Here is a 17,132-nt window from a genome sequence, read left to right on the forward strand (position 1 = left end):
GCAGCGATTCGGGCCCCTTGCGTTCGCAAAATGTTCGCGTGCGCCCCTTTCGCCATGGCCGGGGTGACCCGATATGCTACACATCCCCCACGAGAGCGGACGCCCCGAGAGCTTGATGGACGACGTCACCCAATGGGCCGTGCTGCCGCGCACCGTGAGGGCGCGGGGGGTGAGCGCGGTCCTCGGCCCCACCAATACGGGCAAGACCCACCTCGCCATCGAGCGCATGCTCGGCCACGAGAGCGGGATCATCGGCCTGCCGTTGCGGCTGCTGGCGCGCGAGGTCTACCAGCGCATCGTCGAACGGATGGGATCGGACAAGGTCGCCCTCGTCACCGGCGAGGAGAAGATCAAGCCGAAGGCGCCGCGCTACTGGGTCTCCACCGTGGAGGCCATGCCGCGCGATCTCGACGTGGCGTTCGTGGCCATCGACGAGATCCAGCTCGCCACCGACCTCGACCGCGGCCACGTCTTCACCGACCGCCTGCTCAACCGGCGCGGCCGGCACGAAACGCTGCTGCTCGGCTCGGCCACCATGCGCCCGCTGGTGGAAAAGCTGCTGCCGGGCGTCACCATCCAGGCGCGCCCGCGTCTCTCCACCCTCACGTTTGCCGGCGAGCGCAAGATTTCCCGCCTGCCGCGCCGCTCGGCCATCGTCGCCTTCTCGGCGGAGGAGGTCTATTCCATCGCCGAGTTCATCCGCCGCCAGCGCGGCGGCGCGGCGGTGGTGATGGGGGCGCTCTCGCCGCGCACCCGCAACGCGCAGGTGGAGCTCTACCAGTCCGGCGACGTGGACTATCTCGTCGCCACCGACGCCATCGGCATGGGCCTCAACCTCGACGTGGACCATGTGGCCTTCGCCTCGGACCGCAAGTTCGACGGCTGGCAATACCGCAAGCTCAACGCCTCCGAGATGGCGCAGATCGCCGGCCGCGCCGGCCGCGCGACGCGGGACGGCACCTTCGGCACCACCGGCCGTTGTCCCCCGTTCGAGGAGGAGCTGGTGGCGCGGCTGGAGGAGCATGCGTTCGACACCGCCAAGGTGTTGCAGTGGCGCAACGCCGTCGCCGATTTCCAGTCGCCCGCGGCCCTGCTCGCCAGCCTCTCGCGGCTGCCGAAGGAGGAGGGGCTGACCCGGGCGCCCACCGCCGATGACGTTGCGGTGCTTGAAATCATGAGCCGTGACATGGAGGTGACCGGCCGTCTCGGCGGCCCGGCCGACGTGGAACGGCTGTGGGATGCCTGCCAGGTTCCGGACTATCGCAAGGTCTCCCCGGGCGCCCATGCGGAGCTGGTCGGCACCCTTTTCGGGCACATAAAGGGGGGAGGACGCATCCCCGACGACTGGTTCGCGCGTCAAATCGCCTTGACCGATCGCGCAGAAGGCGACATCGACACGTTGTCGAACCGGATCGCGCAGGTGAGGACACTCACCTTCGTGGCCAACCGGCCCGACTGGCTCAAGGATCCGGAGCACTGGCAAGGCGTCACGAGAGGGGTCGAGGACAAGCTGTCCGACGCGCTGCACGAAAGGCTGGCCCAGCGTTTCGTGGACCGCAGAACCAGCGTGCTCATGCGGCGCCTGCGAGAGAACACGATGCTCGAAACTGAAATCAGCAAGACCGGCGACGTCACCGTCGAGGGACACGTCATCGGCCACCTCCACGGCTTCCAGTTCGCCGCCGACCCCGCCGCCGGCGGGGAGGAGGCCAAGGCCCTGCGCGCCGCCGCCCAGAAGGCTCTGGCCGGCGAGATCGAGCAGCGCGCCCAGCGCCTGTCGCAGGCGGTGGACGAGGCCTTCGTCCTCACCTTCGACGGCACCATCCGCTGGACCGGCGAGGCCGTGGCCAAGCTCATCCCCGGCGACGAGGTCCTGAAGCCGCGCTTCAAGATCATCGCCGACGAGCACCTCACGGGGCCCGCCCGCGACCAGGTGGAGGCGCGCCTCGCCCTGTGGGTGACCGCCCATGTGGACAAGCTGCTCGGCCCGCTCATCAAGCTCGGCACGGCCGAGGATGTCACCGGCATCGCCCGCGGCATCGCCTTCCAGATCGTCGAGAGTCTCGGCGTGCTGGAGCGCGCCCGCGTGTCGGAGGAGGTGAAGGGGCTCGACCAGGCCGCCCGCGCCACCCTGCGCGGCTATGGCGTGCGCTTCGGCGCCCATCACATCTATCTGCCGGCGCTGCTGAAGCCCGCCCCGCGTTCGCTGGCGGCGGAGCTCTATGCGCTCAAGCATGGCGGCCTCGCCCAGAAGGGGCTCGACGAGCTGCCGCACCTCGCGGCCTCCGGGCGCACCTCCATTCCGGTGGATCACGAGATCCAGAAGGGCCTCTACCGGGCCGTCGGCTTCCGCGTGTGCGGCGAGCGGGCGGTGCGCGTGGACATCCTCGAGCGTCTCGCCGACCTGATCCGCCCGGCGCTCGCCTGGCGTCCCGGCTCCGCCGGGCCCAAGCCGGCCGGCGCCGTGGACGGGCGCGGCTTCACCGTGACCGTGGGCATGACCTCGCTCGCCGGCTGCTCGGGGGAGGATTTCGCCTCCATCCTGAAGTCGCTGGGCTATCGCATGGAGCGCCGCCTGCCCCCGCCGCCCGAGCCGGAGGCCCCGGCCGCCGCGGCGCCGGTGGAGCTCGCCCCGCTGCCCGAGGGCGCCATCGAGGCGGACCTCCTGTTCGATGCGCCGGCTGATGTCGCCGCCGAGCCGCTGCCGGAGACGGAGGCCCTCATCGCCGAGGCCGAGGGCCCGGGCGACGTGCCGCCCGAGGTTGAGGCGGATGCGCCGGTGGATGCCGCTCCCGAAGGCGAGCCGGCCGAGGCCGCCATGGCCGACGCCGCGGAAGCCGAGTCGGCCGTTGCCGTCGTCGAGGCGACCGGCGATCCCACCGCCGCCGAGAGCGCGGCCGAGGTGGGTGTGGCCGCCGTTCCCGGTGGTCCGGAAGTGGTTGAAGGCGCGCCGGCCGAGCCGGAGATGATCGAGGTGTGGCGTCCCGGCCGTCCGCCGGGCGCGCCGCGTCGTGAGCGTCCGCAGGGCGAGGGCCGCCGGTTCGGCGGGCGCCCGGGCGGCGAGCGGCGCGAAGGTGGCCGGGAAGGCGGCAAGGAAGGCGAGCGCGGCGGCGAGCGTCGCGAGGGCCGTCCGCCCCATCGCCGTCCCGAGCAGCCGTCCGCCGAGGCGGGGGCCGAGGGCGAGCGCCCCCCGCGTCCGCCCCGTGGCGAGCGTCCGCCCCGTCCCCAGCGGGAAGGGGAGGGCAACCGCCCGCAGCGCGGCGCCGAGCATCGGCCCGCTCATCAGGATCGCCGGCGCGACAAGCCGGCGGACCCCGATAGCCCGTTCGCCGCCCTCGCCGCGCTGAAGGCGCGGCTGGAGGCGGAGAAGAAGGGCGGCTGAGCCAGGGGGGCACCATGTCCGATCCGGCGGAGCGGCAGAGGCTCGACCGCTGGATCTGGCATGCGCGCGTGGTGCGCACCCGGGAGGCCGCGGCCGATCTGGTGCGCGCCGGCCATGTGCGGCTCGACGGTGCGCGGGTGACCAGCCCCGCGCACGCCGTCCGGCCGGGGCAGGTGCTGACCATCGCCCTCGACCGGCAGGTGCGCATTCTGCGCGTTGTCGGCTTTTCGGAGCGGCGGGGAGATGCTACATCCGCCAGCGCGCTTTTCGATGAAATAACAGAAGCGTGACGGGATTGCGGGGCCGCGACCTCGCGCGCGCTTGCACGGCGCGCGCCTCTGCGCTACCGGAGCCCTCCGAAAGGGATTGTCCATGACCTACGTCGTCACCGAGAACTGCATCCGCTGCAAGTACATGGATTGCGTGTCCGTGTGCCCGGTGGACTGTTTCTACGAGGGCGAGAACATGCTCGTCATCCACCCGGACGAGTGCATCGACTGCGGCGTCTGCGAGCCCGAGTGCCCGGCCGAGGCCATCAAGCCCGATGCCGAGCCCGGGCTCGAGAAGTGGCTCGCGCTCAACGCCGAATACGCCAAGGTGTGGCCCAACATCACGCTCAAGCGCGATCCCCCGGCCGACGCCAAGGAGTGGGACGGCAAGCCCGGCAAGGGCGAGCTGTTCTCTCCGGAGCCCGGCCAGGGCGACTGAACGGGAAGCGGTCCGGCCAGGGCGACTGAGCGGCGGGCCCGAAGGTCTGCGCTTGCCGCCCGTGTGCGCTCCCGTCGCGCCGGTTCCGACAGGGATGCGGGCGGACCCCCGCCTGCGCTCCGATGTTCGCCAGAGGAGCCATCCGGGTCCGAGGGCGCCTGGTTGTGGGCGTCAGGCTCTGGTCGCACTGTCGAGCCCCAGCTATACACGCTCCGGATGCAATTGGGCGGAGAGGTTGAGCCGGCATGGAACAGGCTCCTGCGGCGGGACAACCCTCACATCGTCGCGACCGATGGGCGTGGATGGCGCTGGCTCCGAGCGCGGCTCTTTGTCTTCTCTTGGCGCTGACGGTGTTTTTCGGCGAATTTTCCGAGCGCGCTGTCGTGGTTCTTGGGCTCGCTTTTCCCCTGCTTCTCCTTCTGGGGGTGTGCCGCTTCGCCTACGGCAGCATTGCGGCGCTCGTGTTCCTGGTGACCGGGCGGTGGCGGAGGGCGGTGTCGCATCTTCTCGCCGCCGGCATGCTGGTGCTGGCTGTCCTCAGCGTCCCGACGCTTGCAGAGGCGTCGCGCGATTTCAGGTTCAAGTTCTACCTTCCCACATATGAAGCGCGCATCGCCGAATGGCGCGCCCGCAACCCGAACACCATGCCTGTCCGGCTGGTTCTGGAAGACCGCGATCTGTCCTTGTTCGTGACGGCCAACCACTTCGAAAAAATCATCTACGACGAGAGCGACGGCGCCTTGGAGGATCCGTGCGCGGCGGAGGGCAAGGGGCGTTGTCCTATGGTGCCGCGCGATTCTTCTGAATCAGACGGCATTCCCCGCTCGGTCCATCGCATCTGGGGCCATTTCTTCAGGTTTGACGAATATTGAGCGGCGCCCAGCCTACGGCGCGGCGTCCAGCCGCTCATATTGTGAGAGCACCACCTTTCCCGCGCCGTCCAGCCAGGCCCGGCCGTAGGGCGCGGCCTTCAGCGCATCGAGGCCCTGCCAGATGGTGCCGCCGATGGGCGGCTGCACGCCGGCGCGGGCGCAGGGCACGCCGATGGCGACAGTCTGTCCCGGCGTGTAGGCGGCGCCGCGCTCCACCTGCGCCACCACCCCGCGCACACTGCAGCTGCCATAGCCTTCCGGCCCCGGCCCCTCCACCCTCGTCACCTCGATGACGATGACGTTCGGGGCCTCGCGCCGCGCCTGCTCGTAATATTGCGGCGCCATCAGCGCGAGGGCCGCGAGACGGCGTCGCGTCCGGTCGGTGCCGGTCCCGGCGATGTCGCCAGCTGCTCGGACAGTCATCATCGCCGGTTCATTCCCCGCGCGTTTGCCCTTATATAGCGGCATGCTCGACCAGTCCTCTTCCCCGGCCGCGGCCACTCTGCCCGACTTCGTCCGCCGGCGCACCTTCGCCATCATCTCCCACCCGGACGCCGGCAAGACGACGCTCACGGAAAAGCTGCTGCTTGCCTCCGGCGCCATCCGCATGGCCGGCCACGTGAAGGCGCGCGGCGAGCGCCGCCGCACCCGCTCCGACTGGATGGAGATCGAGCAGCAGCGCGGCATTTCCGTCACCTCATCGGTGATGACGTTCGAGCGCGACGGCATCGTCTTCAACCTGCTCGACACGCCCGGCCACTCGGATTTCTCGGAAGACACCTACCGCACCCTCTCGGCCGTCGACGCGGCGGTGATGGTGATCGACGCCGCCAAGGGCATCGAGAGCCAGACCCGCAAGCTGTTCGAGGTCTGCCGCCTGCGCGACATCCCCATCTTCACCTTCGTCAACAAGGTGGACCGCGAGAGCCTCGACCCCATCGCGCTGATGGACGAGGTGTCCTCCACCCTGGCGCTGGACCTCACCCCGCTCACCTGGCCCATCGGCATGGGCGTGGACTTCCGCGGCCTCATCGACATCGCCAACAAGCGTGCGCTGCTCGCCACCGAGCGCGGCGGGCCTCTGGTGCGCGAGGTGCCGTTCGAGGCGCCGGAGGACCTGATCGGCCTCGACGGCGTGGAGGAGCGCATCCTCAACGAGGCGGTTGAGAGCCTTACGCTGGCGCTGGGCGTGCTGCCGCCGTTCGATCTCGCCTCGTTCCGCGAGGGGCACCTGTCCCCGGTCTATTTCGGCTCGGCGCTGAAGGAGGCCGGGGTGGCGGAGCTGCTGTTCGGCCTCGGCTCGGTGGGCCCGAGCCCGCTGCCGCGCTCGGCCGCCGGCGCGCGCACCGTGGAGCCGGCGGAGGATCTCGTCTCCGGCTTCGTCTTCAAGGTGCAGGCCAACATGGACCCCAACCACCGGGACCGCGTGGCCTTCGTGCGCCTGTGCTCCGGCCGCTTCAAGCGCGGCATGAAGCTGTTCAACCCGCGCGAGAAGCGCAACATGGCCATCGCCAACCCCATCTTCTTCTTCGCCCAGGAGCGCGAGACGGTGGACGAGGCGGTGGCCGGCGACATCATCGGCATCCCCAACCACGGCATGCTTCGCGTGGGCGACACCCTGTCCGAGGGCGAGAGCATCAAGTTCGAGGGCCTGCCCGATTTCGCCCCCGAAATCCTGCGCCGGGTGCTGCTGTCCGACCCCATGAAGGCCAAGCAGCTGCAGAAGGCGCTGCAGGACATGGCGGAGGAGGGCGTGGTGCAGGTGCTGCGCCCGGTGAACGACCCCGCCCCCATCGTCGGCGTGGTTGGCACCCTCCAGCTCGACGTGCTCGCCGCGCGGCTGGAGAAGGAATACGGCGTGCCGATCCGCTACGAGACCACCTCCTTCGTCACCGCCCGCTGGATCGTCGGCGATCGGGCCGAGGTGGACCGTTTCCTCGAGACCAGCCGCTCCTCCACCGCGCGGGACCGCGACGATGCGCCGGTCTACCTCGCCCGCAGCCAGTGGGTGCTGGACCGCGCCATCGAGGAGTGGCCCAAGCTGAAGTTCGTGGCCGTGAAGGAACGCGGCTGATTCCCCTTTCCCATCCTGCATGAAGCGGGGCGCGTCGTACGCCGCCCCGATGCCCCTGACCGGAGGACTCGATGGCCGACGCCGCCCGCCTTGCCGCCCTTTCCGCCATCATCGACGACGCCTTCGAGAAGCGCGCCGAGATCGGCTTTTCGACCACCGGCGCCGTGCGCGATGCGGTGAACGAGGCCCTCACCCTGCTCGACAGCGGCGCCGCCCGCGTGGCCGAGCAGGGCGCCAACGGCGCGTGGACGGTGAACCAGTGGCTCAAGAAGGCGGTGCTGCTCTCCTTCCGCCTCAACGACATGGAAGCCATTCCCGGCGGCCCCGGCGGCGCCCATTGGTGGGACAAGGTGCCCTCCAAGTTCGCCACCTGGGGTGAAACGGAGTTCCGCGCCGCCGGCTTCCGCGCCGTGCCGGGCGCCGTGGTGCGCCGCTCCGCCTTCATCGCCCCCAATGTGGTGCTGATGCCCTCCTTCGTGAACCTCGGCGCCCATGTGGGCGAGGGCACCATGGTGGACACCTGGGCCACGGTGGGCTCGTGTGCGCAGATCGGCAAGAACGTGCACCTGTCCGGCGGCGTGGGCATCGGCGGCGTACTGGAGCCGCTGCAGGCCGGCCCGGTCATCATCGAGGACGACTGCTTCATCGGCGCCCGCTCCGAGGTGGTGGAGGGCGTGGTGGTGCGCCGCGGCTCCGTGCTCTCCATGGGCGTGTTCATCTCCGCCTCCACCAAGATCATCGACCGGCAGACCGGCGAGGTGTTCATCGGCGAGGTGCCGGCCTATTCGGTGGTGGTGCCCGGCGCTCTGCCCGGCAAGCCGCTGCCCGACGGCACCCCCGGCCCCTCGCTCTATTGCGCGGTGATCGTGAAGCGGGTGGACGAGCAGACCCGCTCGAAGACCTCCATCAACGACCTGCTGCGCGACTGAGGCTTGCCCTTCCGGGCCTGCGGCCGCGGCTTCCGTCGCGGCCGGGGGCCCTCGGATCGGTGACCCCTGTTCCGGCGCTCCGCCTGCTTCGGCACGGGGGTGGGGCATCCGCTCGGGGCTGTTGGAAACAGAGAGATTCCGGCTTGCCAACCAAGGCCGAGCCGCTATAGTCCGCCGCCTCGCCTGGATGTGATGCCCTCGTGGCGCGCTCCCTTCCCCGAGCCATCTTGGAGACGACCGGCGAGACCCCGGCCCCGCCCCCGCGGCGCGGCCGGAAAACCGGGGCGACAGGTTTGCGGGCCCCGACCAGCCCGCTACAGGCCTGTCATCCCGTTCCGGCGCATGCGTCTGCATGCGCGGCTGGAGAGGTGGCCGAGTGGTTGAAGGCGCACGCCTGGAACGCGTGTATACGGGAAACCGTATCGAGGGTTCGAATCCCTCTCTCTCCGCCAGCACCCTGTTTCAGACAATCTCCGGAAGTCTCATAAACTGCTAGAAAATAGCCATTTTCTATGCATTTGCGGCTCTCCTCGCCTCAGTCAATTTCCCACAATCTCAAGCTGCTGTTAGGGTAGATGTTAGGGGCAAATCGGCCTCGCGGAACTGACCCTAACGCAGGCCATGCAACTCAATCGCCTCAACGCCAAGACAGTCGCAACCATCACGAAGCCCGGCCGGCATGCCGATGGAGGCAACCTATACCTCGTCGTGAACCCCTCGGGCGCCAAGACGTGGGCATTCCTGTTCAGGTGGAAAGACGACCCCAGTGCGCCGGGCCCAGGCCGGCTGCGCGAGCTGGGCCTTGGGCCACTGCAATCCGTCTCACTCGCCCGGGCTCGTGAACTCGCCGCGGCGGCCCGCGAGCAGGTCGCTGCCGGCGTTGATCCGATTGCCGCTCGGAAGAAGGTCCGCGAGAAGGGGAACGCCCCCACCTTTGGGGAGGTCGCCGAGGCGCATATCGCCACCATGGCGCCGGGGTGGCGGAACCCGAAACACATCGACCAGTGGCGAACGACTCTCAGCCTCCAGCGGGGGGATGATGGCGGCTACGTCGATTCGGGCTACTGCGCCGGGCTCCGTGACAAGGCCGTGGCGGATATCACCACCGAGGACGTCCTCGCGATCCTGACCCCTATCTGGGCGGGGAAGAACGAGACGGCATCACGCCTGCGAGGGCGGATCGAGGCGGTTCTGGACGCGGCGAGGGCCAAGGGCCTGCGCACTGGCGAGAACCCGGCGCGATGGAAGGGGCATCTCGCTCTCACCCTCCCCAAGAGACAAAAGCTCCAGCGCGGGCACCACGAGGCTTTGCCCTACGAGGAAGTGCCGGCGTTCTTGAAGCGGCTCCGGCTCGTCCGTGGGATGTCCGCCTTCGCTTTGGAGTTCCTGATCCTGACGGCCGCTCGATCTGGCGAGGTCCGCGGCGCGCGCTGGTCGGAAATTGACCTGAAGGCTCAGGTCTGGACCGTGCCGGCGGCCCGCATGAAAGCGGGCCGGCCGCACCGCGTCCCGCTCTGCGCCCGCTCCCTGGAGGTTCTCCAGGTCGTGGCCCAGCTCGATCATGCGCCAGATGCCCTGATTTTCCCGGGGCAGAAACGCGGCGCGCCGCTCTCCGACATGAGCCTCACCGCCCTCCTGCGGCGCCTGAAGCTGGATGTGACGGTTCACGGCTTCCGGTCCTCATTCCGAGATTGGGCCGGCGATGCGACCGCCTTCCCAAGGGAGGTCGCTGAGGCCGCGCTCGCGCACGCGGTGGGCGATGCCACGGAGGCGGCTTACCGCCGCTCGGATGCGTTGGAGAAGCGCCGGAAGCTCATGGACGCATGGGGCGAGTTCCTGGCCGGTGCCACGGACGAGACGGTGGAGCCAGCGGAGCAGCTCGCATGACGCGCCGCCCGCGCCAGAGCGAATCATCCATCGTTCGTCTCGCGAGGAAGGTAGCGCGAGCCTCTGAGGAAGCGACCTCGGGTGAGGGGATCGACCGCCATTTCGACCACGAGAAATTTCTGGCGCGTTGCCGGGCCCTCGGCGTCGACCCTATCGCGCTTGGGTATAGGCCCACGGCAACGGAGGAGATGGCCGCCATCGAGGCCGAGCCGCTGCTGGCCCCTGACGATCGACCCTATCATGTGGGGGATTTGCTCTGCGATTTCGAGCCGGGTGCTAGCGATCAGAACATCGACATCGCCGGGTTTTCGATCCACCGGCTGATGGTCCGCCTCGTTGAAAGCCGCCGCGTGGGAGGATTCGCGGTCCGCCGCACACCATCTGGCCTCAAGCGAGAATGGAGCCCGCAGAGCCGCTCGACGGTCGTGTCGTTGCGTCGTCTGGGAGACGCCGCTGCCACAGGCGACAGCTACCGGTGGATAAAGGCTTGGGGCGAACTCCCGCAGGCCGCCGAAGCGCTGCTTATGTCGCAAGCCGGCGGCTTCCTCGAATTCGCCCGCGTGCCCACGTTGCCCGACCTGCCGTTTCCGGTCCCCTACGCAGCGGACATCTCACCGTTGATCCCTGGTGCAATCGAACGCGCGGGCGCGCCAGGGCGCCCACGCGAGCTTGTGCGCGATCTCACGGTGATTGAAATCCTGCGCATATTGGCTGGGCTCCAGGGGCACCCCGACCAACCGCCCGAGGGTTGGTCGACCAAGGAACACTCCGCATTCCGCGACCTCGTGGTGGGCCTGGAAGGCATCTACAACGAACTGGTGCCGGGCGAAGCGGCGGAGATGCAGTCCGGCGGACGGGGCAGCTTGCGGATCGGCTCCTCCGCTACGTTGACGCGCCTTGTTGCCGAGGCTTTCGGGAACCGCACCCAGAAATAGGGAAAAAACCGGCATTTCTGAACCCGAGTTGAAAAAACAGGGGTTTTTGAAATGGACCGATCCCGCCGAACATTGGAGGGTCTCCAAGTACTTTCATTTGGAGGCCACAATGAATACTGCCCCTGCGGTCCGTCTCGTCTCGCTCCCTGATGCGCAGGTCATGCTCGGCCTGTCGCGAGCGTCGCTGTACAGGCTGCTGAGCACCGGGAGCCTGCGCGCCAAGAAAATCGGGCGCCGCACCCTCGTCGAGACCGGCGAGATCGAGCGCTTCATCAAAGCCGCTCCGGCGGCGCGGATCGCCCCACCCAACGCATGAAATGAAAAGCCCGCCCTCTGGAGGGGGCGGGCTTCTCTTCACTTCAGAACACCAATGGAATAACACATGTCTAACAGCACTCAGAATGACACGCAAGCGAAAAAGCACACGCTGACCCTCTTGGACAAGTGGATGGTCAGCAAAGCAGCAATGGCTGATCGCCATCTGTCCGCGTCCTCGAAGAATCTCCTTTTCGCTCTGCTTGACCACCACAATCTCAAGACTGCTCAGTGCGACCCTTCCATGGCGCGATTGGCCGAGTGCATCGGCCTCTCGCGGCGCCGCGCCGTGGCGGCGCTCCGTGAGCTGGAGGCGGCAGGCTGGGTGCGGACCTCCCCGACGTGTGGTGGGAGGAACGCCTTCTCGATCGACTTCAAGAAAGCATCGGCCGCCCATGTCGAAGTCGACATCCCCCATGATGAAGTCGTCATGGGGAGGGGTGATGAAAACGTCATGGGAGGGTATGACGAATTCGTCACCCAAACAAGAGAAGAAGAAACCGAGAAGAGGAACAAGAGAGAGATTCTCTCCCCCTCCCCTCTCGCGGCCGCCTCCGGCGCCGTCGAGGATTCTCACCATCCGGTCCCTGAGCCCGTTCGGTCTTCCCGGCCCCAGATCGAGGTTGATGAGGTCGACGACGAGTTCGCCGCGTTCTGGAAGCAGTATCCGCGAGGTGACGATCCCAAGGCTGCGCGGCGCGCCTACGGGCGCGCTCGCCGGGAGGGCGCGTCGGCGGCGGACATCCTCGCAAACTGCATCAAGTACGCGGCCGAGCGCGATGCGATCATCCGCGAGCGGCCGGATCAGGCGCGCTTCACGAAGACGGCGGCGCGCTGGCTCGATGCTGGCGCCTGGATGAACGCCTCGAACGCCGCGCGCCCGATGGCCCCACCGAGCGACAGGTGGAGCGGCCGCGGGCAGGCGGTGGCCGAGGTCGTCGTCCGCATGGCCCAGGAGGCGCGCGCCGAGCGCGAGGCCGAGCAGGCCCGGTTCGGCGGCTACCAGATGCCGGCGGGGGCCTTCTGATGGCTGATCTTGTCCACCTCTCCGATGGCCAGGAGCTGACGCGCGAGCACTGTGAGGTCCGGGTTCCGGTCACGACCCTCCGCCCCATGCTGCGCGGCGCCAAGTGGGCCGCGAAGTTCGGCCCCATCACCACGAACCCGCTGATCGTGGAGTTCGTCTACGACGAGGATCATCCGAAGGCCGCCGAGTGGCGGGCCACCCGTGCGCATCTCGCCAGCGAAATCTACCGGCGGGCACCGCCGTCCAGCGTGATCGACGAGGCGCGTGATGCGCTGTCGGCTGCGGTGGAGCAGTTCGCGCGTCCCGAGGATGTGTTGCTCATCGTGGCTGCGTTCGCGTCTGGCCGCGTGAACATCGACAGGGTGCGGTCGGCCGATTTCGTCGAGGCGGTGGCAGGCGCCCTGATCAACGCGGCCGACGTTCGTCCGGTGTGTGCCGCCGCACTCGCGGCGGCCGCACAGGAACTGCTGGAGGACGCCCGCTTCTTGCCGGAGGCGGCAGAGTTCCTGCGCATCGCGAAGCTGCGTGAGCAGGAGATGAAGAGGGTGCTCGGGCTCCTCGATCGCCTCGATCACGCAGCGCGCATGGCGCGGCGCCTGCTGGAAGACCGTGGCGAGTTGGAAGTCCCCAATGGCACGGACGGGTTCAACGACCGGATCGACTTCTCGGCCACGAACGCCTTGGCCCGCCCGGCCGGTGACCCCGTCCACCTTCCGCAGAACACCAAGGAGCGCGTGTGATGAGCCAACGGCGCGGGCTGAAGCCGATCATGCTGGATCGCGGCTACCGCGTCGTCGAGGCGCGAGGTCAGCTCTACTGCCTCCAGAAGGCAGACCCATCCGGAAGCCATCCATGGCGCACCGAGGTCCGCTCGGTCCACGCCGATGGTATCCGCGCCGCGGCGCTGGCGCGGGGCATCGACCCCGCGCCGCTGGCGGGGCTGCCCCACCATCCTCACCGCCTGTGCGTGTCGAGGTTCAGACCCAGCACTGCGCCCACCACCTGGACGATCGGGGGAGGTGCGGGATGACCTCACCCTCCCTCTCCTCCCCCCACCACATCCATCCCGCGACCACGCGCCCTCACGAGCGGAAAGAAAAGGGGATCGCAACACCAACACCCCCCGGGGCCTCAAGGTACTTCCCTGGCGTACGGGCTACCGCGCTGCGGCGGCAGCGTGCTTTTTGAGCGTTTCTGCTCGCATGATTTCCGCGTTTTGTTTGGTTTAGATCGAAATATACAGAAACGCACAGGAGTTTCTGGCTCCTAACTGACACCATCAACGGCAACACGAACTGAAACCAATCGGAGACCACCCAATGTCAATTTTTGATAACCTCTCTCGCCTCCTGAAGAAGCCCGCGCCGGGGGTCACGGCGCTCGAAAAAGCCGAGGTCGACGCCCTGACGGCGCTCGATGCCGCGAAAGCGAAGCTCGTCGGCCTGGAGGCCAGCCGCGTCGAGGCCGTGATCAGCGGCGATGACGCTCGGACCGCTCACCGGGCCGCGCTCCAGACGGCGCGCGACGACCTGGAGGACGCCCAGGCGGCGCTCCTCGCCATCCAGTCCCGCCTCGCTCAGGAGCGCGAAGCGGCGGCGGAAGCTGGCCGTGTCGCCGCCTATGATGCCGCCATCGCCAAGCGCGACGCCACCGTCGCTCTGATCTTGGAAAAGTACCCTCAGCTCGCTGGCGGCTTCGTCGACCTCATCCGCGCGTCGGCAGAGGCCGACCTCGCCATCGAGGCGGTGAACGCCGACCTGCCGGCCGGCGCGGAGCCCTTGGTCCAGGCCGAGCGGCTGGCCCGTTCCATGCCCGGGACGCCGCGCCGGCTGCTCTCGGAAAAGACGGTCCGCCTGTGGTGCCATCGCGGCACCAAGATTCCTGCCGCTCAGGACAACATCGTCGACCACGGCAACGGCGAGGGCATCAGTCGACACTCCGGCCGTCACTTTGATCGGCACACTTTCATCGAGCGCAAGTGGGAGAGGGAGCGCTTCACCGAGTGGGGCGAGAAGCTGGCCGCGATTGACCTCCCTGGCCTCGTCGGAGGCGAGCCGAATTACTGGACCGCCGCGCCCTGGAACACCGCCGACACCATCCTCAAAAATATCAAGGAGCACGAAGCGATGCGGCGCGCTTACCGCGCCGCGCCTCCTGAGCCGCCGGAGATCGAGGTCGAGCATGAGCTGGTGATCGAGCCGCCCGCCGAGGCGGCCGAGTGAGCGCAATCTGACAAGGAGCAATCAAGATGAACCTCGTCATTGAGTGCGGCATGTTCGCGGACAGAGCGCAGAGTTCCTATTCTACGCACATTCACGAGCAGTTGTTCTGGTCGGAGGTCTTCGATGACGACACTGGCATCACGACGAACTCTTCGCCGTTTGAAAATGATGTTCCTAGGTTGTCGTCGGTCTTCACCGTCCACTGCTTCGCCCACGCGGCCTGGGTCGTCATCGCCAAGGAGCCCAACATCGAGAGCGGGCCCCGCCGCTATCTGCGCGCCAACCAAACCCATCACATCGTCGCCCCGCGCGGCACGCGGCTCGCTTTCGAGCTGGCCTGAAAGAGCCCATCATGAGCCAGAACCACATCGACGATGCGGCCACCGATGATCGCCGGCCGCTGGACCGCAACCAGCTCATCGATTTCGTCGCCCAGCGCGGGGTGCGGATCACCGCCGACGAGGCGGCGCTTCCGATGCCCGACCTGATGAAAATTGCACTTGAGCGCCTCGCTGCGCTCCAGGACCACATGTCTGGCGCCGAGGCGCGGGGCGGCTTCCTTCACTGAACCAATTGGAGATCATCATGACGTCCAACCACATTTCCAACGCCCACGGGTCCGACGCCGACGACATTGAAGAGAGCGACGCCCCGGTGCAGACCATCGCCGACCTCGTTGCCGCGGGGAAGGCCTCCCAGGCGGACGCCGCGGCCGAGCGTGCGCGCGCCGCCGAGATCACCGCCATCGCGGCGATGGCGAAGCGCATGGGCGTCACTGTCGACGCAGCACAGGCCATCGAGCGCGGCACCTCCCCGGAGGCGCTGCGCGCGGCCGTGCTCAACACCGCTGCGGAGCGCGATGACGCCACCGCGGTCTCGACTGCGGCGCCGGCCCCCAGGATGGAGGCTGGACCGAAAGAGCCCAAGCACAACTCGCTGAAGGCCCTGGCCGAGAAGCAGGCTGCCCGGACGGCTCGGTGAAGCGGGAGACACTCAAATGGCAGACCACGTTTCCAGCCTCATCGTCCGCCTCGTCGACCAAGTGACCGCGCCCTCGCGCGCGGTCGGCAACTCGATGCGCCAGCTCCAGGGCCGCATCAACGCGGCCACGGAGGCCAACAAGGCCGCGCTGGCGGGGATGCGTGGCCAGCTCGTCGACGCAGTGGCGGGCGGCTACGCGCTCAAGAAGGCGCTGTCAGCGCCCATTGAGGCGGCGGTCGAGTTCGAGACGTTGATGGAGGACATCGGGCAGAAGACCAGCCTCTCCGGCTCCGCCCTGGGCGATCTGGGCAAGACCATCCGCAAGCTCGCGCGTGATACCAACGTCTCCACCATGGAAATGGGGAAGGGCATGGACTTCCTCCTGGGCATGGGCCTGGGCGGGGAGACGGATGCGGAGAACATCAAGGCCGCGGCCGCGCTCGCGCCCGTGGCCGCCAAAGCCGCGGTGGCTTACCGCTCCTCCACGGAGGACATGGCCAAGACCGCTCATGCGGCCTTCCAGAACATGAAAGTGCCGCTCAGCGAGATGATGCGGACGTTCGACGCCCTGGCCTCGACTGCTGCGGCCGGAGGCTTCGAATTTCGCGACATGGCCCAGCATTTCCCGTCGCTCACCTCCATGGCGCACGCGCTCGGGATGGCCGGGCGCGAAGGCATGGCGGACCTCGCGGCGGCCCTCCAGGTCGCGCGCAAGGGCGCTGGTGACGCCGCGGAGGCGGCCAACAACCTCCTGAACGTCCTCCAGAAAATCCAGAGCCCCACGACCCGCAAGAACTTCAAGAAGTTCGGGATCGACATCTCGAAGTCGGTGGACGAGGGATTGAAGAAGGGGGTCTCACCCATTGAGACCCTGGCGCTCGCGACCCAGAAGGCCATGAAGAAGGGCGCCAAGATCAGCGACCTCTTCGAGGACCGGCAGGCCCAGCTCGGCATCATCGCCATCCTGAACGATATGGAGGAATACCGGCGCCTGCGCGCCGACGCCCTCAAGGCGTCCGGTCTAGGGCGTGGACTCATAAGCTCTGAGCCATATGCGGGTTGAGGCGATGAGGACGGCTGCGAGGAAGTTTCGCGCGAGCTTGTCGAAGCGCGTGGCGATGCGTCGGAAGTGTTTGAGCTTGCAGAAGAAGCGCTCGATCTGGTTGCGCTGGCGGTAGATCGCCGGGTCGACGGAGCGCTGGACCTTGCGGTCCTTCTGGGTCGGGATGTGGGCGCACCCGCCGTGGTCGGCGACCAGGTCGACGATGGCTTTGGCGTCATAGCCGCGGTCGGCGACGAGCGCCGGGGCCGGCGGAACACCTTCCAGCAGCGCGGCGACCGCCGCCTTGTCGGAGGCCTGGCCGGCGGAGAGCACGATCCTCAGCGGCAGGCCGTCCTGGTTCACCAGGGCGTTGATCTTGGTGCTCAGTCCTCCACGAGACCGGCCGATGGCGTGATCCGGGCCCCCTTTTTTCCGCCGGCAGCGTGCTGGTGGGCGCGGATGATGGAGCTGTCGATCAGGTGCAGGGATTGGGGCGAGGCGGCCGCCAGCGCCTCGAAGACCTTCAGCCACACGCCCGCCTTCGCCCAACGGTTGTAGCGGTTGTAGACCGTGGTGTGCGGGCCGTAGCGCGCGGGCAGGTCGCGCCAGGGCGAGCCGGTCCGCAGCACGTAGAAGATCCCGTTGATCACCCGTCGATCGTCCACGCGGGCGACCCCGCGCGGCTTGTTCGGCAACAGCGGCGCGACCAACCGCCATTCCCCTTCGCTCAAATCGTAACGCGCCATCCAAAGGCTCCT

19 protein-coding genes and 1 tRNA gene are annotated in these 17,132 nt (G+C 68.1%); 18 read left to right on the plus strand and 2 right to left on the minus strand.

The annotated features are described in order from the left end of the window. The first annotated feature begins 115 nt into the window (after window positions 1–115). The 4 genes from V5F49_RS14065 to V5F49_RS14080 all read left to right on the plus strand — a co-directional run bounded on the left by V5F49_RS14065 (window position 116) and on the right by V5F49_RS14080 (window position 4,962). A complete protein-coding gene (locus V5F49_RS14065; protein ID WP_394117187.1) occupies window positions 116–3,382 on the plus strand; it encodes a helicase-related protein in 3,267 nt (1,088 codons plus the stop codon). 14 nt (window positions 3,383–3,396) lie between these two features. Next, the gene (locus V5F49_RS14070; protein ID WP_394117186.1) at window positions 3,397–3,672 is read left to right on the plus strand and encodes an RNA-binding S4 domain-containing protein; all 276 of its coding nucleotides are present in this window, start codon (window positions 3,397–3,399) and stop codon (window positions 3,670–3,672) included. A gap of 82 nt (window positions 3,673–3,754) precedes the next feature. Next, window positions 3,755–4,090 (plus strand): ferredoxin FdxA, encoded by a 336-nt coding sequence (gene fdxA, locus V5F49_RS14075; protein WP_394117185.1) that lies wholly within the window; start codon window positions 3,755–3,757, stop codon window positions 4,088–4,090. A gap of 302 nt (window positions 4,091–4,392) precedes the next feature. Beyond that, window positions 4,393–4,962 (plus strand): hypothetical protein, encoded by a 570-nt coding sequence (locus tag V5F49_RS14080; protein ID WP_394117184.1) that lies wholly within the window; start codon window positions 4,393–4,395, stop codon window positions 4,960–4,962. 12 nt (window positions 4,963–4,974) lie between these two features. Here the strand turns inward: V5F49_RS14080 and V5F49_RS14085 are convergent, their stop codons facing one another. After that, window positions 4,975–5,388: a hypothetical protein gene (locus V5F49_RS14085; protein ID WP_394117183.1), complete on the minus strand. Its 414-nt coding sequence runs from the start codon at window positions 5,386–5,388 to the stop codon at window positions 4,975–4,977. Between the two features lie 40 nt (window positions 5,389–5,428). Between V5F49_RS14085 and V5F49_RS14090 the strand changes: the two genes are divergently transcribed. The 14 genes from V5F49_RS14090 to V5F49_RS14155 all read left to right on the plus strand — a co-directional run bounded on the left by V5F49_RS14090 (window position 5,429) and on the right by V5F49_RS14155 (window position 16,395). Then, entirely contained in the window at window positions 5,429–7,036 is a 1,608-nt protein-coding gene (locus V5F49_RS14090) for a peptide chain release factor 3 (protein WP_394117182.1), read from the plus strand. Between the two features lie 71 nt (window positions 7,037–7,107). After that, window positions 7,108–7,965 (plus strand): 2,3,4,5-tetrahydropyridine-2,6-dicarboxylate N-succinyltransferase, encoded by an 858-nt coding sequence (dapD, locus tag V5F49_RS14095; protein ID WP_394117181.1) that lies wholly within the window; start codon window positions 7,108–7,110, stop codon window positions 7,963–7,965. Between the two features lie 362 nt (window positions 7,966–8,327). Continuing rightward, a tRNA-Ser gene (locus V5F49_RS14100) sits at window positions 8,328–8,417 on the plus strand. Between the two features lie 169 nt (window positions 8,418–8,586). Then, window positions 8,587–9,852: a tyrosine-type recombinase/integrase gene (locus tag V5F49_RS14105; RefSeq protein ID WP_394117180.1), complete on the plus strand. Its 1,266-nt coding sequence runs from the start codon at window positions 8,587–8,589 to the stop codon at window positions 9,850–9,852. Then, window positions 9,849–10,787 (plus strand): hypothetical protein, encoded by a 939-nt coding sequence (locus V5F49_RS14110; RefSeq protein ID WP_394117179.1) that lies wholly within the window; start codon window positions 9,849–9,851, stop codon window positions 10,785–10,787. The genes V5F49_RS14105 and V5F49_RS14110 overlap by 4 nt, the downstream gene beginning before the upstream one ends. A 109-nt stretch (window positions 10,788–10,896) precedes the next feature. Continuing rightward, a complete protein-coding gene (locus V5F49_RS14115) occupies window positions 10,897–11,103 on the plus strand; it encodes a helix-turn-helix domain-containing protein (RefSeq protein ID WP_394117178.1) in 207 nt (68 codons plus the stop codon). A gap of 66 nt (window positions 11,104–11,169) precedes the next feature. Beyond that, on the plus strand, window positions 11,170–12,129 hold the full coding sequence (locus V5F49_RS14120; protein WP_394117177.1) for a helix-turn-helix domain-containing protein: 960 nt from the start codon (window positions 11,170–11,172) through the stop codon (window positions 12,127–12,129). Continuing rightward, window positions 12,129–12,869, plus strand: coding sequence for a hypothetical protein (locus V5F49_RS14125; RefSeq protein ID WP_394117176.1), 741 nt, complete (start codon window positions 12,129–12,131; stop codon window positions 12,867–12,869). Before V5F49_RS14120 ends, V5F49_RS14125 begins: the two co-directional genes overlap by 1 nt. After that, window positions 12,869–13,159 carry a hypothetical protein gene (locus V5F49_RS14130; RefSeq protein ID WP_394117175.1) on the plus strand — a complete coding sequence of 97 codons (291 nt, stop codon included), beginning with the start codon at window positions 12,869–12,871 and terminating at the stop codon, window positions 13,157–13,159. Before V5F49_RS14125 ends, V5F49_RS14130 begins: the two co-directional genes overlap by 1 nt. 289 nt (window positions 13,160–13,448) lie before the next feature. Continuing rightward, a complete protein-coding gene (locus V5F49_RS14135; RefSeq protein ID WP_394117174.1) occupies window positions 13,449–14,351 on the plus strand; it encodes a hypothetical protein in 903 nt (300 codons plus the stop codon). Window positions 14,352–14,377: 26 nt separating this feature from the next. Continuing rightward, entirely contained in the window at window positions 14,378–14,692 is a 315-nt protein-coding gene (locus tag V5F49_RS14140) for a hypothetical protein (RefSeq protein WP_394117173.1), read from the plus strand. Between the two features lie 11 nt (window positions 14,693–14,703). Next, window positions 14,704–14,919 (plus strand): hypothetical protein, encoded by a 216-nt coding sequence (locus V5F49_RS14145; RefSeq protein WP_394117172.1) that lies wholly within the window; start codon window positions 14,704–14,706, stop codon window positions 14,917–14,919. Between the two features lie 17 nt (window positions 14,920–14,936). Further along, window positions 14,937–15,332 (plus strand): hypothetical protein, encoded by a 396-nt coding sequence (locus V5F49_RS14150; RefSeq protein WP_509210692.1) that lies wholly within the window; start codon window positions 14,937–14,939, stop codon window positions 15,330–15,332. A 16-nt stretch (window positions 15,333–15,348) separates the two neighbouring features. Next, the gene (locus tag V5F49_RS14155) at window positions 15,349–16,395 is read left to right on the plus strand and encodes a phage tail tape measure protein (protein WP_509210693.1); all 1,047 of its coding nucleotides are present in this window, start codon (window positions 15,349–15,351) and stop codon (window positions 16,393–16,395) included. On the opposite strand, the gene V5F49_RS14160 is transcribed toward V5F49_RS14155, so the two are convergent. Beyond that, window positions 16,354–17,120 (minus strand): IS5 family transposase gene (locus tag V5F49_RS14160; RefSeq protein WP_394118573.1). Its coding sequence is split into 2 segments (ribosomal slippage): window positions 16,354–16,811 and window positions 16,811–17,120, totalling 768 coding nucleotides; the frame shifts between segments, so codons are not numbered across the junction. The two genes, V5F49_RS14155 and V5F49_RS14160, sit on opposite strands and share 42 nt — an antisense overlap. Between the last annotated feature and the right edge of the window lie 12 nt (window positions 17,121–17,132).

Source organism: Xanthobacter lutulentifluminis, assembly GCF_043194675.2.
Classification (GTDB): Bacteria; Pseudomonadota; Alphaproteobacteria; order Rhizobiales; family Xanthobacteraceae; genus Xanthobacter.

What these genes read in the sequence shown, in the direction of transcription:
- V5F49_RS14090 (WP_394117182.1), top strand. Translation starts at nt 5,429, where the DNA reads ATGCTCGACCAGTCCTCTTCCCCGGCCGCGGCCACTCTGCCCGACTTC.
- fdxA (WP_394117185.1), top strand. Translation starts at nt 3,755, where the DNA reads ATGACCTACGTCGTCACCGAGAACTGCATCCGCTGCAAGTACATGGAT.
- V5F49_RS14130 (WP_394117175.1), top strand. Translation starts at nt 12,869, where the DNA reads ATGAGCCAACGGCGCGGGCTGAAGCCGATCATGCTGGATCGCGGCTAC.
- V5F49_RS14065 (WP_394117187.1), top strand. Translation starts at nt 116, where the DNA reads ATGGACGACGTCACCCAATGGGCCGTGCTGCCGCGCACCGTGAGGGCG.
- V5F49_RS14140 (WP_394117173.1), top strand. Translation starts at nt 14,378, where the DNA reads ATGAACCTCGTCATTGAGTGCGGCATGTTCGCGGACAGAGCGCAGAGT.
- V5F49_RS14085 (WP_394117183.1), bottom strand. Translation starts at nt 5,388, where the DNA reads ATGATGACTGTCCGAGCAGCTGGCGACATCGCCGGGACCGGCACCGAC.
- V5F49_RS14070 (WP_394117186.1), top strand. Translation starts at nt 3,397, where the DNA reads ATGTCCGATCCGGCGGAGCGGCAGAGGCTCGACCGCTGGATCTGGCAT.
- V5F49_RS14120 (WP_394117177.1), top strand. Translation starts at nt 11,170, where the DNA reads ATGTCTAACAGCACTCAGAATGACACGCAAGCGAAAAAGCACACGCTG.
- V5F49_RS14155 (WP_509210693.1), top strand. Translation starts at nt 15,349, where the DNA reads ATGGCAGACCACGTTTCCAGCCTCATCGTCCGCCTCGTCGACCAAGTG.
- V5F49_RS14110 (WP_394117179.1), top strand. Translation starts at nt 9,849, where the DNA reads ATGACGCGCCGCCCGCGCCAGAGCGAATCATCCATCGTTCGTCTCGCG.
- V5F49_RS14135 (WP_394117174.1), top strand. Translation starts at nt 13,449, where the DNA reads ATGTCAATTTTTGATAACCTCTCTCGCCTCCTGAAGAAGCCCGCGCCG.
- V5F49_RS14145 (WP_394117172.1), top strand. Translation starts at nt 14,704, where the DNA reads ATGAGCCAGAACCACATCGACGATGCGGCCACCGATGATCGCCGGCCG.
- V5F49_RS14105 (WP_394117180.1), top strand. Translation starts at nt 8,587, where the DNA reads ATGCAACTCAATCGCCTCAACGCCAAGACAGTCGCAACCATCACGAAG.
- V5F49_RS14125 (WP_394117176.1), top strand. Translation starts at nt 12,129, where the DNA reads ATGGCTGATCTTGTCCACCTCTCCGATGGCCAGGAGCTGACGCGCGAG.
- V5F49_RS14115 (WP_394117178.1), top strand. Translation starts at nt 10,897, where the DNA reads ATGAATACTGCCCCTGCGGTCCGTCTCGTCTCGCTCCCTGATGCGCAG.
- V5F49_RS14150 (WP_509210692.1), top strand. Translation starts at nt 14,937, where the DNA reads ATGACGTCCAACCACATTTCCAACGCCCACGGGTCCGACGCCGACGAC.
- dapD (WP_394117181.1), top strand. Translation starts at nt 7,108, where the DNA reads ATGGCCGACGCCGCCCGCCTTGCCGCCCTTTCCGCCATCATCGACGAC.
- V5F49_RS14080 (WP_394117184.1), top strand. Translation starts at nt 4,393, where the DNA reads ATGGCGCTGGCTCCGAGCGCGGCTCTTTGTCTTCTCTTGGCGCTGACG.